This window comes from Streptomyces sp. ISL-94 (assembly GCF_018614075.1).
GTDB lineage: Bacteria > Actinomycetota > Actinomycetes > Streptomycetales > Streptomycetaceae > Streptomyces.
This window is the reverse complement of record NZ_JAGGOZ010000029.1, coordinates 68,974-87,973: the sequence shown is the minus strand read 5'-3', so window position 1 is coordinate 87,973 and position 19,000 is coordinate 68,974. Positions and strand designations below refer to the sequence as shown.

Here is a 19,000-nt window from a genome sequence, read left to right as displayed (position 1 = left end):
GCTTTTCCGTTGTGCGGGACGCGCTGACGGCCGGCGCCGCGCAGGGGGCGACTTCGCCATGAGGTGGGAGCGAGGCCGTACGCCCGGCAACCGGCTGTGCCGACAGCTCGGCGGGCGGACGGGCGGGCGGGCGCGACTCCCGGCGCGCTAGCGCCTACCGGAGGGTTCGTGGACCGGGGCAACCGCGTTCGGCACCGCCCCCTGGCGGTCCTGTTCGAAGGTCCGGAGCAGGTCCGCCGCGACGCTCACCGCGATCGTGGCGGGTTCCTTGCCGGTGATCTCGGGCATTCCGATGGGGGTCTTGATCCGGTCGATGGTGGCGGCGTCGTGGCCGCCCTCGGTGGCCAGGCGTTGCCGGAACCGCGCCCATTTGGCGGGCGATCCGATCAATCCGATCGAGCCGAGACCGGCGGTGCGCAAGGCGGCGTCGCACAGTGCGGCGTCCTCGGCGTGATCGTGGGTCATGATCAGGACATGGGTGCCGGGCGGCAGCTCCGAGAGCACCTCCTCCGGAAGCAGCGGTGTGTGGTGCACGTGGATCTGCGCCACCGCGTCTGCGAGCACACCGAGCCGTTCGTCGGCGAGCATGTCGGGGCGGGTGTCGATCAGGTGCAGATCGAGGTCGTGGCGGGCCAGGATGCGTGCCAGCTCCAGTCCGACGTGCCCGACGCCGAAGACGGCCACCGCTTGGACCACCGGCAGCGGTTCGAGCAGGACGCTGACGGCACCGCCGCAGCACTGCACGCCGTGTCGGCCGGTGACCTTGTCGTTGAGGGCGAAATCCATCAGCTCCGGCTCCGCATCGGGCGTGCCGTTCAGCTCGCGGGCCCGGTCGATGGCGACGGCCTCGATGTTGCCGCCGCCGATGGAACCCCAGGTCTCGCTCTGGCCCACAACGAGTTTGGCACCGGCCCGGCGGGGCGCGTGGCCGCGCACGGTCGCGACGGTCACGAGCACGCCGGGTTCCCGGCGGGCTCGCAACCGCGCGACCGCGGCCACCCAGTTCATGTCAGGCATTGCTCAAAGCGCTTGTGTCGGCGGGGATCTCGCTGCCGTTGCGGGCGTGGCCGTGGTGCTCCACGTCGCTTGCGCGGGCTGCTTCGATCGCCCAGTACACCGCCTCCGGTGTCGCGGGAGAGGCCAGTTCCACGCTGACTCCGGCCGGCCCGAATGCCGCGGCGGCCTGCCGCAGCGCTTCCCGCACCGAGAACGCCAGCATCAGCGGAGGCTCACCCACCGCCTTCGACCCGTAGACCGCGCCCTCCTCGGTGGCGTTCTCCATCAGCCTGACGTTGAACTCCTCGGGCATCTCCGAGAAGCTCGGCAGCTTGTAGGTGCTCGCGGCCTGGGTCAGCAGCCGGCCGCGGTTCGGCCCGTCACCGTTGTCCCAGCGCAGGTCCTCCAGCGTCAGCCAGCCCGCGCCCTGCACGAACCCACCCTCGACCTGACCGATGTCGATCAACGGGGAGAGGGAGTCGCCGACGTCGTGCACGATGTCCACCCGCCGGATCCGGTACGCGCCGGTGAAGCCGTCCACCTCGACCTCGGTTGCCGCGGCGCCGTAGGAGAAGTACTTGAACGGCGAGCCCTGGAACGCCTTCGCGTCCCAGTGCAGACCCTCGGTCCGGTAGAAACCGGCCGCCGACAACTGGACCCGCTGGAAGTACGCGGTGCGCACCAGGTCGTCCCAGGCCAGCTCCTTGTCGCTGCCCAGGACCCGCGCGACGCCCTCGACGATGCGCACGTCCGAGGCGTTCCCGCCCAGCTGGGTGCTGGCCACCTGGAGCAGCCGGTCGCGGATCTGCTCGCAGGCGTTCTTCACCGCCGCGCCGTTGAGGTCCGCCCCGGAACTGGCGGCGGTGGCGGAGGTGTTGGGCACCTTGTCCGTGCGCGTCGGGGCCAGCCGCACCTTGTGCAGCGGGATGCCCAGCGTGGTCGCGGCCACCTGCAGCATCTTGGTGTGCAGGCCCTGCCCCATCTCGGTGCCGCCGTGGTTGATCAGGACCGAGCCGTCCTTGTAGACCAGCACCAGCGCGCCGCCCTGGTTGAAGGCGGTGAGGTTGAACGAGATCCCGAACTTGATCCCGGTGATCGCGAGCGCCCGCTTGGTGTGCGGGTGCGCGGCGTTGAAGGCCGCGATCTCGCGCTTGCGATCGGCGATACCGGCGTCGTCCTGAACCTGCCGCCAGATGGTGGAGATCCGTTCGGGCTGGGGGACCGGCTGTCCGTACGGCGTCGTCTGGCCCTGCCCCGGCCGGTAGAAGTTGCGCTCCCGCAGCTCCATCGGATCCAGGCCGAGCAGCGGCGCGCACCGGCCCATGATGTCCTCGATCACCAGCATGCCCTGCGGTCCGCCGAAGCCGCGGAAGGCGGTGTTGGAGACCTTGTTGGTCTTGGCGATGCGACCGGCGACGCGCGCGTTGGGAATCCAGTAGGTGTTGTCGATGTGGCACAGCGCGCGGGCCACCACCGGCTCGGACAGGTCCAGGCTCCAGCCGCCGTCCGCGGTCAAGGTGGCGTCCAGGGCCTGGATGCGGCCGTCGGCGTCGAAGCCGATCTTCCACTCGGCGTGGAACCCGTGGCGCTTACCGGACATGGTCAGGTCCTGGGTCCGGTTGAGGCGCACCCGCACCGGCCGGCCCGTCAGCTTGGCGCCGAGCGCGGCGACGGCCGCGAACCCGTGCGGCTGCATCTCCTTGCCGCCGAAGCCGCCACCCATCCGCAGGCACTGCACGGTCACCTCGTGGCTGTGCAGGCCGAGCACGTGCGCGACGATCTCCTGCGTCTCCGAAGGGTGCTGGGTGCTGCTCTGGATGAACAGCTGCCCGTTCTCGTCGACAAGGGCCAGCGCCGCGTGCGTCTCGAGGTAGAAGTGCTCCTGATCGGAGAACTGGAACTCGCCGGTGAACACGTGTGCGGAGTCTTCGAAGCCGGCGTCGACATCGCCGGTCAGCATCACGGGCCGGGCGCCGTGGAAGCTCTCGGCCGCGATCGCGTCCTGCAGCGTGATCAGGGAGGGCTGTTCGTCGAGTTCCACCTCGACGGCCGCCGCACCGAGCCGGGCCGCCTCCAGGGTCTCACCGAGCACCCAGGCGACGGCGTGGCCATGGAACATGACCTCGTCGGGGAACAGCGGTTCGTCGTGCTTCATTCCGGCGTCGTTGACGCCGGGCACGTCGGCAACGGTCAGCACGCGGACCACACCCGGCACGGCGAGCGCGGGCTCGGTACGCAGCGCGGTGATCCTGCCGCGGGCCTTCATGACCTGGACGGGGTAGGCGTGCAGCACGTCCTTGGTGCGATGGACCAGGTCGTCGGTGTAGAGCGCGGCGCCGGTGACGTGCAGGTTGGCGCTCTCGTGCGGCATTGAAACGCCGACGACAGGCTTCTCGGGGAGCTCGGACAAATGACTCATGACGACACCGCCTCGGTGGTTTGCGCGTACAGCTTCAGCAGGCTCTGGCCGAGCATCGCGGAGCGGTAGCCGGCGCTGGCGCGGTGATCGTTCATCGGCGTGCCCTGGGCCTGCAGCACCTGGGCCGCGGCTTCGACGGTCTCCGCCGCCCACGGCTTGCCCTCCAGGGCGGCCTCGGCGGCGAGGGCGCGGATCGGGGTGGCGGCCACGCCGCCCAGGCCGATGCGTGCCTTGCGGACGATCCCGTCCTCGATGTCGAGCGCGAAAGCGACCGCCACGCTGGAGATGTCGTCGAAGCGACGCTTGGCGATCTTGTGGAAGGCCGTGACCGGCGACAGCGGCAGCGGGATGCGCACCGCGCGGATCAGCTCACCGGGACGGCGCACGCTCTGCCGGTAGCCCGTGAAGTAGTCCGCGAGCGGCACCTCGCGCTCACCGTCGGCGCCGGCGAGCACCACCGACGCCTCCAGCGCGAGCAGCACCGGCGGGCTGTCACCGATGGGTGAGCCGGTCCCGAGGTTGCCGCCGAGGGTCGCACTGTTGCGGATGAGCCGGGACGCGAACTGCGGGAACAGCTCTGCCAGCAGCGGGACGCCGCCGTCGAGGCGGCGTTCGATCTCGGTGAGCGTCTGCGCCGCCCCGATCTCGATGTAGTCCGATTCGACGCGCAGCTCCCGCAGTTCGGGCAGCCGGTCGATGCCGACCACGCAATGCGCCCGGCGGGAGCGGATGTTCACCTCCACGCCCCAGTCGGTGCTGCCGGCGACCACCACCGCGTCGGGCCGCTCCTGCAGCAGCTGCAGCGCTCCGGCCAGGGTGCTCGGCCGCAGGAACGTGCTGTCGTCCTGGGTGTATTGAGTGGCAACCGGTTCGGGCGGGGACTGCTCCCGACGCTGCGCCAGCGGGTCGTCCTCGGTAGGGGTGCCGACGGCGAAAGCGGCATCGCGAATCGGGCGGTAACCGGTGCAGCGGCACAGGTTTCCGCTCAGCGCGTGCAGGTCGAAACCGTTCGGACCGTGTTCGGAGTCGGTGCTGTCGGCCGAGTCCGTGTCTGCGTCCGCGTGCGCGCAGCGGTCGGGTCGGTAGTACTCGGAGGCCATGCTGCAGATGAACCCCGGTGTGCAGTAACCGCATTGGGAGCCGCCGCGGACGGCCATCTCCTCCTGCACAGGGTGCAGCGCGGGCGGCATGCCGGCTTCGCCGGCGGTGGCGAGACCCTCGGAGGTGATGATCTCCTGACCGTCGAGCGCCGCGGCCGGGACCAGGCAGGCGTTGACCGCCACCCAGTCAGTGGGCTTGTTCACCCCGGGACGGGCCACCAGGACCGAACACGCGCCGCATTCCCCTTCGGCGCAGCCCTCCTTGGTGCCGGTGAGGCCACGCTCGCGCAGAAAATCCAGCACCGTGGTGTGGGGTGCAGCCGGTGAAATCGGTGTTTCTTTCCCGTTGACCGTGATCCGCGCCGCTACCATGGCAGATCCTCATTTCGGTGCGCGGTTGATCTGATTGTCCTAGTCGCCATTTCGGGAGCTTTCTGTTTCGGGTGGCGCAGCTCGAGAACCCGGCGCGTGAATCAGCACGCAAAGAGGTGCCGCAGCCGGTGACAGATATCGCAAAGTGCCGGCACCCACAAATGGGGCACGCCGGAAAAGGGGGCTGCTCAGCAGCCGTGTGCTACACGACCCGGGGCCCAGGCGATCTGGTGGGCGAGGCGAGGCAGTTCGGAGATGGTCGACATCCGACTTCGCCTCCTTCCATCAGCTCACGAGTCGGTGCGCTCGAAGCTACGTTGCCGCAGGTCCATCGGTCAAGCCGTCGAGAGGCCAGTTGTATCCGCCGAGAATGCCGGACGGAGGACCGGCAGCCTTGCCGTGCGGCGAAGATACAAAGGGGGGCGTTTTCCGCTGTGCGAACCACCGAATGCCGCGTGCTCGTCCATCAGATGGCTCTCCAGGGCCCGGCGGTCTACCACCCGTTCGGAGTCTTGCGGCGGAGCGGCTGATCGGTGTCCGCCTGAGCGCGCGCCCGCGGAGGGCCATGTGCCGGTGCCTGCGGGCGCCGTCGGCGTCGCGGGGCTGGACGTCTGACGTTTCGGTCACGGGGTGAAGAGGACCTTCACGGCCCCGTCCCGCTTCTTCTGGAACATCTCGTACGCGTCCGGCGCCTGCTCCAGAGGCAACCGGTGCGTGGCGAAGTCGTCCACGCCCAGCGGGTCGCCGTCGGTGAGCAGGGGGAGGATGTCGTCGACCCAGCGGCGAACGTTCGCCTGCCCCATGCGCAGTTGGAGCTGCTTGTCGAACATGGTCAGCAAGGGCAGCGGATCGGCCGCGCCCCCGTACACGCCGGACACGGAGATGGTGCCGCCCCGGCGGACGAGGTCGACCGCGGTGTAGAGGGCGGAGAGCCGGTCGATTCCGGCACGCTTCATCATGGCCGCGGCCAAGGCGTCCGGCAGAAAGGTGGTCACGCCCTGCACGGCTGCGGCGATGCGGCTGCCGTGGGCCTCCATTCCGACGGCGTCGATGACCGCGTCCGGTCCGCGCCCCCCGGTGAGCGCTCGGACGGCGTCGGCCAGGTCGTCGCCGCACTCCTGGAGGTCCAGGGTATGGATGCCGCGCCGACGGGCACGCTCCAGGCGCTCCGGAACCAGGTCGATGCCGATGACCGTTTCCGCACCGCGGTGGGCGGCGATACGCGTACTCATGTCCCCGATGGGCCCGAGGCCCAGGACGGCGACGCTGCCACCCGGCGGGATGCCGGCGTACTCGACGGCCTGCCATGCCGTGGGCAGGACGTCGGACAGGTAGACGAAACGGTCGTCCGGCGGGCCCTCCGGAACGCGGATGGGGAGGGTGTTGCCGAACGGGACGCGCAGGTACTCGGCCTGGCCGCCCGGCACCTGGCCGTAGAGCTTCGTGTAGCCGAAGAGCGAGGCTCCGGTGCCGTGCTCGTGGACCTGGGTCGTCTCGCACTGCGACTGCAGGCCCTGCTTGCACATGAAGCACGTGCCGCACGAGACGTTGAAGGGGATCACCACGCGTTCCCCCGGCTTGAGGGAGGTGACCTGCGGTCCCACCTCCTCGACGACGCCCATGGGCTCGTGGCCCAGGATGTCCCCGGTGTCGAGGAACGCCCCGAGGACCTCGTAGAGGTGCAGGTCGGAGCCGCACAGACCAGTGGTCGTGACCTTGACGATCACGTCTTCGCCGTCCCGGATCTTCGGATCGGGGACGGTGTCGACGCGTACGTCCCGCTTGCCGTGCCATGTCAGCGCTCTCATGACATCTCCTTGCCGACTGTTCCGCCTCGGGTGTCACGCCTGCCTATTGCCGGCGCTTGGCGCCTGCCCCCGGCGCGGCCGCCGAACCGGGACAGCCGTCGTTTTCATCGTCGGCGGAGGGCGGGCGGTGCGCGGCCGGAGCCCGAGCTGGACGGCGGTTCGCCGACGGGCCTCCGGGACCGCGCCGGGTCGGAAGAAACACTCCAGGTGGCCGTGTGGGCGGCGTCCAGCAGCCCCAAAGGCCGGCCGCGGCCGCGCTTGAGCCGGCTCTGGGCAGATTTCCTGCCCTTCTGCGCCGAGGGGGCGCCGGCTTCGTCGTGGAAGGGGGACGCGCGTTGGACCAGGCGGTGGACGAGCTCGGCTACTCGGTCGTGCTGCGGGCGTGGCGGCTGGTTCCGTGCGGTACGACTTGCCGGGTCGCCGCTTCTGCCCGCAGGCCCTACGGATGTCACCACGGCTGGAGCACGGCGGCCGACGCTACGGCGGGAGCCATGGGCTTCAGCCATCGGGAGGAAGCATGAGCGCCGGATTCGACACGATCGTCGAGCACGAGCCCGCGGTGCACGCGCAAACCGCGGTGACGCTGGTCGAGGGGCCGACGTTCTGCGTCTCCGCGACGTCGGGGGACATGGACGCGGACTCCCCGCAGGGGTTGTTCTTCCGGGACACCCGCATCATCTCCGACTGGCGGCTACGCCTCGACGACCGCCTGCCCCACGAGCTGACGGTGCTGTCCGGAGACCCGTACAGCACCACGTTCGTGGCGCGGGTCCCGCCGCGTGGAGCGGAGACCGAGGTGCTGCTGGAGCGCCGGCGGTACGTGGGTGAGGGCATGCGTGAGGACCTCCATCTGCGCAACCTCGGCAACCGCCCGGTGTCGCTGGTCCTCTCCTTGCACGTGGCAGCCGACTTCGCCGATCTGTTCGATGTGAAGGAGAACCGGGTGCAGTCGCGCGGCGAGGTGACCGCCTCCGCGGACGGCTCCGGCCTGAGCCTCGCCCTGCAGGCGGGAGACGCGCAGCGGGGGGTGCGCGTGGAGGCGGCCGGCGCTCGGGCACGCCCGGACCGGCTGGAATTCGACGTCAGCCTCCCGGCGCACGGTGACTGGCGCACGACCGTACTGGTCCAGCCGAGCATCGACGGCCAGGAGATCAGCGGCACGTTCCCGACGGGCGCGGAGGTCGGTGAGTCCTCACCGGCGCGGCGGATGCGGGCGTGGCGCGAGGGCGCCCCGCGCGTCGGCGAGATCGAGGACCCCGAACTGCGGCGGACCCTGCGGCGCAGCGTGGAGGACCTCGGCGCGCTGCGGATCTTCGATCCGCAGCATCCGGAGAACGTGGCGGTCGCGGCGGGAGCGCCGTGGTTCATGGCGCTGTTCGGGCGGGACTCGCTGCTGGCCTCCTACATGGCGCTGCCGCTGGACCCGGGCCTGGCCCTGGGCACCTTGCAGACCCTGGCGCGCGCGCAGGGCAGCACCGTCGACCCGAGGACGGAGGAGCAGCCGGGGCGGATCCTGCACGAGACCCGTTTCGGTCTGGACTTCCCGCTGGCCCGCGGCGGAGGCAGCGTCTACTACGGCACCGCCGACGCGACACCCCTGTTCGTGGTGATGCTGGGGGAGCTGCGGCGCTGGGGGATCGCGCCGGCGGCGGTCGATGCGCTGCTGCCCCATGCCGACCGGGCCCTGGAGTGGATCGAGCAGTACGGCGACCGCGACGGCGACGGTTTCGTGGAGTACCAGCGCATGACGGAGGACGGCCTGCTCAACCAGGGGTGGAAGGATTCCTTCGACGGCGTGAACTTCGCCGACGGCCGCCTCGCCGAGTCGCCGATCGCCCTGTGCGAGGTGCAGGCCTACGTGTACGCGGCGTACGTGGTGCGGTCGCACTTCGCGCACGAGGCCGGCGACATGGCGGCGGTCGACCGCTGGGCGCGGCGGGCGGCCGCGCTGAAGGAGGCGTTCAACGAACAGTTCTGGCTGCCCGACCGGGGGTGGTTCGCCATCGGCCTCGACCGGGACAAACGCCCCATCGATGCGCTCGCCTCCAACATGGGGCACTGCCTGTGGACCGGGATCGTCGACGAGGACAAGGCGGGCAAGGTGGCGGAGCGCCTGCTGTCGCCGGAGATGTTCACCGGCTGGGGGATCCGCACGCTGGCCTCCTCCATGGGCGCGTACAACCCGATGAGCTACCACAACGGGTCGGTCTGGCCGCACGACAACGCCATCGTCGCGACGGGCCTGATGCGCTACGGGTTCGTGGAGGAGGCCCAGCGCGTGGCGACCGGCATCCTGGACGCGGCCGAGGCGTTCGGCGGCAGGCTCCCGGAGCTCTTCTGCGGGTTCGACCGCAGCGAGTACGAGGCACCGCTGCCGTACCCGACCTCGTGCTCCCCGCAGGCATGGGCGGCCGCCGCCCCGGTGCAGCTGATGCGGGCGCTGCTGCGGCTGGACCCGTGGATGTCGCACCGGCAGGTGTGGGTGGCGCCGGCCTGGCCCGAACGCTACGGCCGCCTCCACGTGCACAACCTCCCGCTCGCCGGCGGGCGTGCGGAGCTGTGGGTGGACGGCGCCTCGACCCGTCTCGAGGGTCTGTCCGACGACGTGGAGGTCATCCTGCAGCCGCGAAGGCCGCTCGCCGCCGCACCGAGCCACCGGCGGACGCCGGGGGACCCGCCTGCAGGGGGCGGCGCCGCAGGGGCCGCAGGAGGGAGGCAGCCGTGAACCGTACTCTCGACATCGCCATGGTTGCGACGCCCTGGTTCGAACTGCCGCCCACGGCTTACGGGGGCATCGAGTCGATGTGCGCGGACCTGATCGACGGCCTCGTGGAGCTCGGCCACAAGGTCACCGTCATCGGAGTGGGCGCCAACGGCACCAAGGGCGATTTCATCGCCACCGACCCCGCCCCCCAGGGCGAAAAACGGCTGGGCCGGACCGGCCCCGAGGTCCTGCACGCCGCGCGCGTGGGACAGGTGCTCCGCACCCTGCGCCCGGACATCGTCCACGACCACAGTTCTGCGGGACCGCTCCAGGCGGGCCAGCGGCCGGTTCCCACCGTGGTGACCGCGCACGGACCCGTCTCCGGGGAGAACGGAGACTACTACCGGGCCCTGGCCGACTCGGTCAGCTTGGTGGCGATCTCCCGTGCCCAGCAGCATCAGGCCCCCGAGCTGCCCTGGGCCGGCCAGGTCCACAACGCCGTGCGCACCCTCGACCACCCCTTCCGCGAGCGCAAGGGCGAGCGCGTCCTCTTCCTCGGCCGGATCGCCGCCGACAAGGGTGTTCACCTGGCCATTGACGCAGCCCGCGAGGCAGGCAGAGCGATCACCATCGCCGGCAGGTGCAACGACCCCGACGAGGAGCCGTATTTCGAACGGGAGGTCGTGCCCCGCCTCGGCGAGGACGCCCAGTGGGTGGGCGAGGTGGATCTGCGGGCCAAGCGGGAACTGCTCGCGGAGGCACACTGCCTGATCTTCCCGATCTGCTGGGAAGAGCCCTTCGGCATGGTGATGATCGAAGCCATGGCCTGCGGCACACCCGTTGTGGCGCTGCGGCGGGGATCCGTACCCGAGATCGTCGAGCACGGAGTGACGGGCTTCGTGTGCGAGCGTCCCGAGGAGCTGGCCGACGCCATCCGCACCGTCGGCCGCCTCGCTCCCCGGGACTGCCGCGCGCGGGTGCTCGACCGGTTCGACACCTCACGCATGGCCGAGGCGTACGCCTCGCTGTACCACCTGCTGGCCCGCCGCACCGACCCGTGGTGACCGCGTGGGCAACGGCCGGGCCGACCGGGCGGCGCGGCGGTCAGCACTCCGCCGTCAGCGCGAGCTGGCGGTCGCGGTCCTGCTTCAGGAGCTGCGGAATGGCACCGCTCGGAGCCACGCCCAGCTCCGAGAAGAGCAGCTCCCGATAGCAGCGGTACCGGCGGTGCGCGTCGGCGACCTCGCCGACGGAGAGGCACGATTGGACGGCGATGCGCCGGGGGCCCTCCCGCAGCGGGTCGGCCTGGGCCGCAGCGTCGGCCAGCTCGAGCGCCGCGGAGTGCTGACGGCGCCGAAGAAACGTCTCTGCAAGCTGCTCGAGCGTCTGGACGCGCTGCAGCTTCCACTTCTCCTGGAACGGCACGAGCCAGTCGTGGTCCCAGCTGTACAGAAGCGGGTGGCGCAACAGGCTCCACGCGTGCGGCGGACCGTCGCCGCCCGTGGCCGCCCCGCCGGCCCGCGACGCCGCCGAGACCAGAGCCGACGCCGTCCGGTAGTCCACCTCGACGTCATCGGCCAAGGTGATCGTGGTGTTCGAGGCCCGCAACACGGCCCCGGCCGTCGCCTGGTTCAGCCGCCACAGAGTTTGGCGTAATCGCGCCCCTGCCCGGGCGGGCGGGACGTCGGGCCACAGCCGGGCGGCGAGGTCGCCGCGCCGCATCGGGCGGTCGCTGAGCACCAGGGCCGCCACGAGCCGCTGCTGGATGTCGCTGAGGTCGGCGACGCCTTGGTCCGTGCGGCAGACAAAGCCTGGCAGCAGCGATACGTGCACGATGCCGGAGCCTGTGGGATTCATCGCACCTCTCGGGTCGTCCGACGGGCCGTTGGCCGCCGACTGGGCGTGTCGTTGATCTCTCCGGTGCCGATTTCCCCGCGTCATTCACATGAGCTTCACACGAGCTGTGGTATGAGCGTGAGGCACGGCATGGAGATCGTCAACACCCGCGAGTGGCTGGTTCAAGCCGCTCTGAGGACCCTGCGTGAGCAGGATTCGTCCGCGCGCGTATGTACCGGCCGCCGCCTCGGCACAACCCACATTCGTGGGGTTGTTTCGCCGATCCGCCACGCGCAGTCTCGGTTGCATCCCCGATCGATCGGAACAGCGAAAGGTGGAAACATGTCCTTCAACTCCCTGGAGGCACTCCGTGCCGCCGGCGTTCTCGGCGGCACGATGGCGCCCGCGCTCGAAGAGTTCTACGCGAGCCTGACGCCCGAGGAGACCCACGTCCTCATCTCGACCAAGACCCGCCTCGCGGCGATCCTCCCCGACGTGGCCGCGCACTCCCAGGAGTGGTCCTCGCCCGAGGCCACGAAGGAGGGCTTCGACGCCGCGATGCTGTGTGCCTGCGGCGTGTGGTCCGGCTCCGGCCACGCGGCCGAGTAGTACGACATCGCACGGGCGTGGCCCGACGGCCGTTCGCGTCGGGCCACGCCCGTGGCAGCCCAGAGAGGAGGCGGGATGCGCGGGAACCTGGTCCGCGACGTGGCGTTGTTCGATGTGCCGCAGGGCCTGACGTACTTTGTGCACGACGAGGACCACCTCGTGGTCAACCCGGAGGTGGCCGCCCGGTGCGTCCTGACCAGACGCGAGTTCCGGGTCCTCCGAACCCTGGCCGCCGCGCAGGCGCGCGGGGAGCGGGCATCGCTGGAGCCGGACGGCGAGACGGAGCGCACCCTCGCCAAGCTCATCCTGAACTGGATCGTCTACTTCAACGGCAACCGGCCCACGGTCAGACTCGCTGAACCGCCGCTGAGCTTCGCCTACTACGCCATCACCGACGGCTGCAACCTCCGCTGCCCCTACTGCTACGCGTCGTCCGAGAAGTGCCTGCCGGGCGAGCTGGACACCGCCGAGTCCCTGGACCTGGTCTCGCAGATCGCCGACTTCGGCACGGGGACCATCGTCTTCACCGGCGGCGAGCCGATGCTGCGCAAGGACCTGTTCCGGATCGTCGAGCACGCCAACAGCAGCGGTCTGAAGTCGAACATCATCACCAATGCGACCATGATCCGGACCGAGGTGACGGCGAAACGGTTCGCCGAGCTCTTCAACGCCGTCACGGTGAGCCTGGACGGAGGCACGGCCGAGACGCACGACCGCACCCGCGGCAAGGGCGCGTTCGCCAAGACCCGCCGGGCCATCCAGCTGCTCAACGACGCGGGCGTGGCGCCGGCCATCAACCACATCGTGACCTCGGACAACGTCGACGAGCTGGAGGACTTCGCGTCGTTCCTCGACGGGATCGAGATCCACAGCGTCCGCCTGATGAACCACAACGACCTCGGCCGGGGCGCGAGCGACGACGACGACTTCGGATGGCAGGACCACCTGCGGGTGCAGCAGCTCGTCTGGACCTCGCCGGCCGCGGGCAAGTTCCGGCCGGACGGGCCGCGGCCGGTCACCGCCTGCTCGGTCAAGGGCAACTGCGGGATGGGCGGCAACGAGATCTACATCAACTCCCTTGGCGACATCTACCCGTGCAAGCTCGTCACCGGCAAGGCGGACCACGCCGGCAACATCAGGAAGCAGCCGCTCTCCGAGATCTTCAACAGCCCGGTCCTGACCTCGATGCGACGGAGCACAGTGTTCGGCGGGGAGTTCCACGCCGACTGCGAGAAGTGCTACATCAAGGCCAACTGCGGCGGCGGCTGCCGGGCCGCGCACATGTCGGAGTCCGGAGACCTGCGCCGCAACAGCCGGCACCTGTGCCGGATCCTGCGGCACGGCGTCACGACGCAACTGTGGCAGGAATCGGGGGTGAGCCGCGCCGAACTCGCCCGCAGCGACCTCGACATGACGGTCCCCCGCATGGTCGCCACCGGCGAGGTGCACGCGGTCCACGAGCAGTGGAAGACCTACGTCCCCACCCCGCAGCCCGCGATCAAGGTCGGCGAACTCATTCCCATCATGCCGGTGAACAGGAGGCTGGGCGATGTCCCTGCACATCAGTGACGCGGTCATCTGGCAGGAAACCCCGGACGGCGTCTCGCTTTACCACACGGAGTCCGGCGAGTTCCGCACCCTGAACGCGACCGCCGCACAGATCTGGGTGCTCGTCGAGAGCGACAAGGACCGCGAGACGGTCAGCGGGAAGCTGGCACTGCTGTTCGCCGGTCACCATGCCGTGATGACGGCGCGCATCCGCGCGGAGGTGGACGCGTTCATCAGCTCCCTGGTCGAGGCCGACCTGCTCCAGGAGACCTCGGACCAGCCGGCCGGGCGCCCGTGACCAAGGCCGTCGTCCTCGGCGGAGGCTTCGCGGGCGTCCTGGCGGCCACGGTGCTCGCCAGGCACGTCGACGAGGTCACCGTGGTCGAAGGCGGCCGCTACCCGGCGGGCCCCGAGCCCCGGCCGGGACTGCCCCAGGCGTTCCACAGCCACGTGCTGGTGACCGCCGGCGCCGAGGCCCTGGAGACGCTGCTGCCCGGCACACTGGCCGCGCTCGCGGCCCGGGGCGCCCACCGGCGCGGCCTCCCGGACGGCGCCCTGATCCTGAGCGCGGACGGCTGGTTCCGCCGGCACGAGACCGGCGCCTACCTGGTCTCGTGCAGCCGGTGGCTCCTGGACCACGTCATCCGGCAGCGGGCCCTGGCCGGTGGCGCGGTGTCGGTGCGCGAGCGCACCCGGGTCCTCGGACTGGCCGGGGACGCCTCGCGCGTCACCGGCGTCCTCGTCGCGCGCGAGGACGGCTCCACCGAGACCGTCCACGCCGACCTCGTGGTGGACGCGACGGGCCGCCGGTCGCGGGCCCCTCGCTGGCTGGCCGAGCTCGGCGGGCCCGCCGTCGAGGAGGAGGTGGCCGACCCGGGTCTGGTGTACTCCACCCGGATCTACCGCGCCCCCGACGCCCTCGCCGCCCGCATCCCGGCGATCATGGTGCACCCGCGCCCGGAGAACGGCCGGCCGGGTCACGGCGCGACGCTGTTCCCCATGGAGGACGGCCGGTGGACCTTCACCCTGACCGGCACGCGCGCCGCCGCGCCGCCGACCGACGACAAGGGCTTCACCGACTGCGCTCGCGCGCTGCGCTCACCGGTCGTCGCGGAGCTCCTGGCCGCGGCCGAACCCCTCGGCGCGGTCCGCCCGTTCCGGGCCACGGCGAACCGCAGGCGGTGGTTCGAGCGCCGTCCCGGCCCGGAGGGCTTCCTCGTCGTCGGAGACGCTCTGGCGGCGGTGAACCCGGTCCACTCCCACGGAATGTCCGTCGCCGCGCTGAGCGCCGTACGCATCGACCGCGAGCTGGCGCGCAGCGGCGCCGGCCCCTCCGCCCTCCCCGCACTCCAGGCCGCCGTGGCGGAGGTGGCGGACACGTCGTGGCGGATGGCGACCGGTCAGGACCGGGACCCCGCCGCTCCGGACGGCACTGCGGCTGCCGCCGGGCACCGGGTACGGGCCATGATGTCCCGGGCCGTGCTCGGCAACCCGGCTCTGATGACCGACCTCTTCCGCACCCAGACGCTGCTTCCCCCGCGGGCCGCCGCGGACCCGCCCCTGCACCGCGCGCCGTCCGCCGGAGCGAGGCCGCCGCTCGACACCGACGAGGCGGTCGCGCAGTTCCCCGAGCTCTCCGAGTGGTGGTTCTCGGGGCGCCGGAGCCGGCGACCCGCCCTGGAGGAGACCCGTGGCCGCTGACCGCGTACCGCTGATTCCGCACTCCGTCCTGTTCGGCAACCCGTCGTACCTGGTTCCGGAGATCTCGCCGGACGGGACCCGCCTGGTCTACCTGGCACCGGACGAGGGTGTCCTGAACGTGTGGGTGGCGCCGGTGGACCGGCCGGAGGAGGCCGCGGCCGTGACCCACGACCGGGGGCGCGGCATCCGGACGTACGGCCTGTGCCATGACGACCGCACGCTCTTCTACCTGCGCGACGAGAACGGCGACGAGAGCTGGAGGCTGTACCTCGTCGACCTCGTCACCGGCGAGGAGCGCTGCGCCACACCGTTCGACGGCGTCCAGGCGCGCGTGCTGGCGCACAACCGGTGGCACCCCGCCACGATCCTCGTCGGGCTGGACAGGGACCGGCCGGGGCTGCACGACGTCTACCGCCTGGACCTGCCGACGGGCCGGCTCACCAAGGTCGCCGAGAACCCCGGCTACCTGAGCTGGATCACCGACACCGACCTACGGGTGCGCGGCGGCTCGGCCCTGAAGCCCGACGGCGGCATGACCGTCCGCCTGCACCCCGCGGATGCGCCGGACGGCGACGCACCCCCGTGGTTCGACGTGCCCTACGAGGACGCCATGGGGACGCGCGTCATCGGCTTCGCACGCGACGGCGCCACGTGCTACCTCCTGTCCTCCGTCGGGGCCAACACGAACCGCCTGCACGCGGTGGAGGTGGCGACCGGACGGCGGACCCTGCTCGCCGAGGATCCGGTCCACGACGTCAAACAGGTCGAGATGGACCCGGTGACCCGTACGCCGCAGGCGGTGCTCTTCGCCAAGGAGCGCGACGAATGGCTCTTCCTCGACGAGGACTTCGGCAAGGACATCGGGCGTATCCGCGACGCGCTCGCGCTCCAGGAGATCGACGGCGAGATCTACATCGACCGCACCGACCGCTCCGGACGGCTGTGGACGGTCTCGGTGGTGACCGGGGCCGGCCCGGTCCTCTACTACGTCCACGACCGGGCGGACGGCAGCCTGCGGTACCTCTTCAGCCACCACCCGGAACTCGAACAGTACCGGCTGGCCAGGATGGAGCCCTTCGCGTTCGCCGCGCGCGACGGGGTCACGGTGCACGGCTACGTGACCTGGCCGCCCGGCGCCGACCGCAAAGGCCTGCCCGCGGTGGTGAACGTCCACGGCGGGCCGTGGGCCCGCCACACCTTCGCGTTCGACGAGGAGGCCCAACTCCTCGCCAACCGCGGCTATGCGTGCGTGCAGGTCAACTTCCGGGGCTCGACGGGCTACGGCAAGCACTTCCGCAACCTGGGCGCCAAGCAGTGGGGCGCCGCGATGCAGACCGATCTGCTCGACGCGCTCGACCACCTCGTCGCCGACGGGAGCGTCGACCCCGCACGGGTCGGGATCATGGGCTGCTCGTACGGCGGGTACGCGGCGCTGGTCGGCGCGGCCTTCACCCCGTCCGTGTTCCGTTGCGCGATCGACCTCTGCGGTCCGTCGAACCTGCTGACGATGCTGGCGGCCGGGGCGCCGCAGCGCACTCCGCTGCGGGCGTTCATGCACGCCCACGTCGGAGATCCTGACACCGAGCGCGACATGCTCTGGGAGCGGTCCCCGCTGTCGCGCGCCGACGACATCCGCATACCGATCCTCGTGGTCCAGGGCGCCAACGACGTCCGGGTGCCTCGCGAGGAGGCCGAGCAGCTCGTCGCGGCGCTGGAGGCCAAGGGGATCCCGTACGAGTACCTGCTGTTCCCCGACGAGGGCCACGGCCTGGCCAGGCCCGCCAACCGCCAGGCCTACTACGCCGCCGTGGAGCGGTTCCTCGCCGCCCACTTGGCGTGACCCGGCCGAGGCCGTCCGGGCCCCGCCGCCGCGTGCCAAGGCCGGCCGTCACCGTACGGTCAAGGCCGCCCGCAGCAGGTTCGGCAGGTGCAGGCGCGTCTGCGCCTCCTCGTGCGAGGCCCGGACGAGCCCGCGTGCCATCAGCCCGCCCAGCTCGTCGACCACCTGGGTCAGCGGCCGGCGCAGCGCCTCGGCCGCCTCGGTGACCGTCGGCGCCCGCTCGAACCGCACCAGCTCCTCCAGGACCGCGCGCCGGGCGGCGTCCAGGTGCTCGAAACCGGACCGGATCATGCCGCCGATCGTCACGGGAACACCCGCCGACCGCCCCGGGGCCGGCAGATCGAGCAGGTCCGGCGCGGGCGCGTCCGCGAGCTGCGCCAGACCGAGCACCCTGAACCTCGCGGCCACCGCCTCCAGAGCGACGGGCAGCCCGTCCAGCCTCCGGCACAGCCGCACCACCGCCTCGGCATCGTCCCGGCTGAGTGCGAACCCCGGCCGGACCTCCGCGAGCCGGTCGACGAGCAGCCGTACCGAGGGCACGCCGGCCAGGGCCTCCAGTGACCTCGTCGCCTCCCAGTCCGCGCCCGGCACGGCCAGCGGCGGGACCACGGTCCCCTGGACGCCCGCGACCTGCCACGGCGCACGCGAGGTGCTGACCACCCGGACGCCGGGGCAGTGCGTCAGCAGCTCCTCCACGCCGACCGCGCTCTTCGCGTCGGCGACCCCGTCGAGCACGAGCAGCACCTCGCGGCGGCCGATGAGCCGGCAGACGGTGGAAACGTCCTCCGCACCCGATTCGACGAGCAGGCGCAACGACGTCATCAGCGAGCCGAAGCCCGTGTCCTGGCCGTCGAGAGCCACCGGTCCCGACCCGATCCACAGCACCGGCCACCCGCGGCGCGAGCTCAGCCGCGCCGCCATCTCCGCGGCCACCCGCGACTTCCCCACCCCGGGAAGCCCGCACACGGAGATCATGCGGCGGTGGTCCGACTCCAGGCCGCCCGCCATCGCCCGCACCTCGGTGTCGCGCCCGATGAGGGCGTTGACGGACCGGGGCACGGCGAGATCGGGATCGCCCACGGCCGGCCCCCGCCGCTGGGGGCCCAGAGCGGCGGTGACGAAGAGCTCCCGGGGCAGCCCCCCGAGCCTCAGCGCGTCGGCGAGCAGGCGGACCGTCTGCATCCGCGCGTTCACCCGGCCCGACTCCAGGGCGCGGATCGTGCGCGGGCTGATCGTCGACAGGTCGGCGAGCGTCCGCTGGGTCAGCCCGGCCTGGATCCGCTTGAGACGGAGCAGTTCGGGGAACGAAGGGGCCTCGGCCTCGGCTCTGTGAACCATGCGTGGGAGCGTAGGCGGGGACCGTTCCGCAGCCGTCTCCACCGCGTCGCCGGCACGTCTGCGATCCGTCTCCGTCGGCCGTCAGCCCGGCTTGGAAGCGGAGTGCGCACGCTGGTCCAGCAGATCCAGACAGATGCCGAGCAGCGAGGCGGCCAACGGGTCGGACACGTCCATGACCGCGTGCTGCGACAGCCGCGCCACCAGATCGCCGATGCGCGGCACCGTGGTCGCGGCCTGCTGGCTGCGCCGCAGCAGCGCGAGGCTGAGCGCGGCCTGGGTCGCGAGCAGACCCAGCAGCTCGATGTCGTCGAGCTCCCGGCCCGGGGCGCCCGCGTCGCGGGTGTGGCGGTCCAGCACCTCGATCACACCGATGCACTCCCCGTCCGCGATGAGCGGGGCGGCCATGATGCTCGCGGGAACGTACCCGGTGGACGTCGCCGCGTCGCGGGCGAACTGGTCGGTCCCGCCGACGTCGTCCGTGATCAGGGGCTGGCCGCTGGCCGCCACCCAGCCGGCGATGCCGGTGCCGGGCTCGAAGCGCTTGCCGACCAGGCCCTGTTCGCCCTCGCCCGCGACCGCCGCGAAGATCAGCTCACCGGTGTCGGGACTCACCATGAAGACCGATGAGGCGGCGGCTCCGTAGATGTAGCGGGCCACCGAGACGACGGACTGCAGGAGTTGGCGTTCGGTCGCCATGAGCTCGGGTGTCCAGGGGTTCATTCTCCTCCT

Annotated in this window: 14 protein-coding genes; 7 read left to right on the top strand and 7 right to left on the bottom strand. The window is 71.4% G+C overall.

From position 1 onward, the window contains the following. Positions 1-147 precede the first annotated feature (147 nt). The 4 genes from xdhC to J7E94_RS11730 all read right to left on the bottom strand — a co-directional run bounded on the left by xdhC (position 148) and on the right by J7E94_RS11730 (position 6,695). On the bottom strand, positions 148-1,008 hold the full coding sequence (gene xdhC, locus J7E94_RS11745; RefSeq protein WP_215014857.1) for a xanthine dehydrogenase accessory protein XdhC: 861 nt from the start codon (positions 1,006-1,008) through the stop codon (positions 148-150). Position 1,009: 1 nt separating this feature from the next. Next, positions 1,010-3,415, bottom strand: a complete 2,406-nt coding sequence (xdhB, locus tag J7E94_RS11740; RefSeq protein WP_215014730.1) for a xanthine dehydrogenase molybdopterin binding subunit — start codon at positions 3,413-3,415, stop codon at positions 1,010-1,012. Then, positions 3,412-4,887 (bottom strand): xanthine dehydrogenase small subunit, encoded by a 1,476-nt coding sequence (locus J7E94_RS11735; protein WP_215014729.1) that lies wholly within the window; start codon positions 4,885-4,887, stop codon positions 3,412-3,414. The genes xdhB and J7E94_RS11735 overlap by 4 nt, the downstream gene beginning before the upstream one ends. Before the next feature lie 623 nt (positions 4,888-5,510). After that, positions 5,511-6,695 carry a zinc-dependent alcohol dehydrogenase gene (locus J7E94_RS11730; protein ID WP_215014728.1) on the bottom strand — a complete coding sequence of 395 codons (1,185 nt, stop codon included), beginning with the start codon at positions 6,693-6,695 and terminating at the stop codon, positions 5,511-5,513. 517 nt (positions 6,696-7,212) lie between these two features. Between J7E94_RS11730 and J7E94_RS11725 the strand changes: the two genes are divergently transcribed. Further along, entirely contained in the window at positions 7,213-9,420 is a 2,208-nt protein-coding gene (locus J7E94_RS11725) for a glycogen debranching N-terminal domain-containing protein (protein ID WP_215014727.1), read from the top strand. Next, positions 9,417-10,463: a glycosyltransferase family 4 protein gene (locus J7E94_RS11720; RefSeq protein WP_215014726.1), complete on the top strand. Its 1,047-nt coding sequence runs from the start codon at positions 9,417-9,419 to the stop codon at positions 10,461-10,463. The genes J7E94_RS11725 and J7E94_RS11720 overlap by 4 nt, the downstream gene beginning before the upstream one ends. Before the next feature lie 40 nt (positions 10,464-10,503). Here J7E94_RS11720 and J7E94_RS11715 read toward each other — a convergent pair whose 3' ends face one another. Next, positions 10,504-11,256, bottom strand: a complete 753-nt coding sequence (locus tag J7E94_RS11715; RefSeq protein WP_215014725.1) for a BTAD domain-containing putative transcriptional regulator — start codon at positions 11,254-11,256, stop codon at positions 10,504-10,506. A 321-nt stretch (positions 11,257-11,577) separates the two neighbouring features. Here J7E94_RS11715 and J7E94_RS11710 point away from each other — a divergent pair, with 321 nt between their 5' ends. The 5 genes from J7E94_RS11710 to J7E94_RS35645 all read left to right on the top strand — a co-directional run bounded on the left by J7E94_RS11710 (position 11,578) and on the right by J7E94_RS35645 (position 16,933). Continuing rightward, entirely contained in the window at positions 11,578-11,844 is a 267-nt protein-coding gene (locus J7E94_RS11710; RefSeq protein ID WP_215014724.1) for a StsA-related sactipeptide RiPP, read from the top strand. A 75-nt stretch (positions 11,845-11,919) separates the two neighbouring features. Further along, the gene (stsB, locus tag J7E94_RS11705) at positions 11,920-13,413 is read left to right on the top strand and encodes a StsB family radical SAM/SPASM domain sactipeptide maturase (protein WP_215014722.1); all 1,494 of its coding nucleotides are present in this window, start codon (positions 11,920-11,922) and stop codon (positions 13,411-13,413) included. After that, positions 13,394-13,690 (top strand): PqqD family protein, encoded by a 297-nt coding sequence (locus J7E94_RS11700; protein ID WP_215014720.1) that lies wholly within the window; start codon positions 13,394-13,396, stop codon positions 13,688-13,690. The genes stsB and J7E94_RS11700 overlap by 20 nt, the downstream gene beginning before the upstream one ends. Beyond that, positions 13,687-15,093 carry an FAD-dependent monooxygenase gene (locus J7E94_RS11695; RefSeq protein ID WP_215014718.1) on the top strand — a complete coding sequence of 469 codons (1,407 nt, stop codon included), beginning with the start codon at positions 13,687-13,689 and terminating at the stop codon, positions 15,091-15,093. The genes J7E94_RS11700 and J7E94_RS11695 overlap by 4 nt, the downstream gene beginning before the upstream one ends. After that, the gene (locus J7E94_RS35645) at positions 15,083-16,933 is read left to right on the top strand and encodes a S9 family peptidase (RefSeq protein WP_215014716.1); all 1,851 of its coding nucleotides are present in this window, start codon (positions 15,083-15,085) and stop codon (positions 16,931-16,933) included. Before J7E94_RS11695 ends, J7E94_RS35645 begins: the two co-directional genes overlap by 11 nt. Before the next feature lie 48 nt (positions 16,934-16,981). On the opposite strand, the gene J7E94_RS11685 is transcribed toward J7E94_RS35645, so the two are convergent. After that, positions 16,982-18,271 (bottom strand): helix-turn-helix domain-containing protein, encoded by a 1,290-nt coding sequence (locus J7E94_RS11685; protein ID WP_215014714.1) that lies wholly within the window; start codon positions 18,269-18,271, stop codon positions 16,982-16,984. A gap of 81 nt (positions 18,272-18,352) precedes the next feature. Continuing rightward, positions 18,353-18,991 carry a GAF domain-containing protein gene (locus J7E94_RS11680; protein ID WP_251056503.1) on the bottom strand — a complete coding sequence of 213 codons (639 nt, stop codon included), beginning with the start codon at positions 18,989-18,991 and terminating at the stop codon, positions 18,353-18,355. Between the last annotated feature and the right edge of the window lie 9 nt (positions 18,992-19,000).

What these genes read in the sequence shown, in the direction of transcription:
- xdhC (WP_215014857.1), bottom strand. Translation starts at nt 1,008, where the DNA reads ATGAACTGGGTGGCCGCGGTCGCGCGGTTGCGAGCCCGCCGGGAACCC.
- xdhB (WP_215014730.1), bottom strand. Translation starts at nt 3,415, where the DNA reads ATGAGTCATTTGTCCGAGCTCCCCGAGAAGCCTGTCGTCGGCGTTTCA.
- J7E94_RS11735 (WP_215014729.1), bottom strand. Translation starts at nt 4,887, where the DNA reads ATGGTAGCGGCGCGGATCACGGTCAACGGGAAAGAAACACCGATTTCA.
- J7E94_RS11730 (WP_215014728.1), bottom strand. Translation starts at nt 6,695, where the DNA reads ATGAGAGCGCTGACATGGCACGGCAAGCGGGACGTACGCGTCGACACC.
- J7E94_RS11725 (WP_215014727.1), top strand. Translation starts at nt 7,213, where the DNA reads ATGAGCGCCGGATTCGACACGATCGTCGAGCACGAGCCCGCGGTGCAC.
- J7E94_RS11715 (WP_215014725.1), bottom strand. Translation starts at nt 11,256, where the DNA reads ATGAATCCCACAGGCTCCGGCATCGTGCACGTATCGCTGCTGCCAGGC.
- J7E94_RS11710 (WP_215014724.1), top strand. Translation starts at nt 11,578, where the DNA reads ATGTCCTTCAACTCCCTGGAGGCACTCCGTGCCGCCGGCGTTCTCGGC.
- stsB (WP_215014722.1), top strand. Translation starts at nt 11,920, where the DNA reads ATGCGCGGGAACCTGGTCCGCGACGTGGCGTTGTTCGATGTGCCGCAG.
- J7E94_RS11700 (WP_215014720.1), top strand. Translation starts at nt 13,394, where the DNA reads ATGTCCCTGCACATCAGTGACGCGGTCATCTGGCAGGAAACCCCGGAC.
- J7E94_RS11685 (WP_215014714.1), bottom strand. Translation starts at nt 18,271, where the DNA reads ATGGTTCACAGAGCCGAGGCCGAGGCCCCTTCGTTCCCCGAACTGCTC.
- J7E94_RS11680 (WP_251056503.1), bottom strand. Translation starts at nt 18,991, where the DNA reads ATGAACCCCTGGACACCCGAGCTCATGGCGACCGAACGCCAACTCCTG.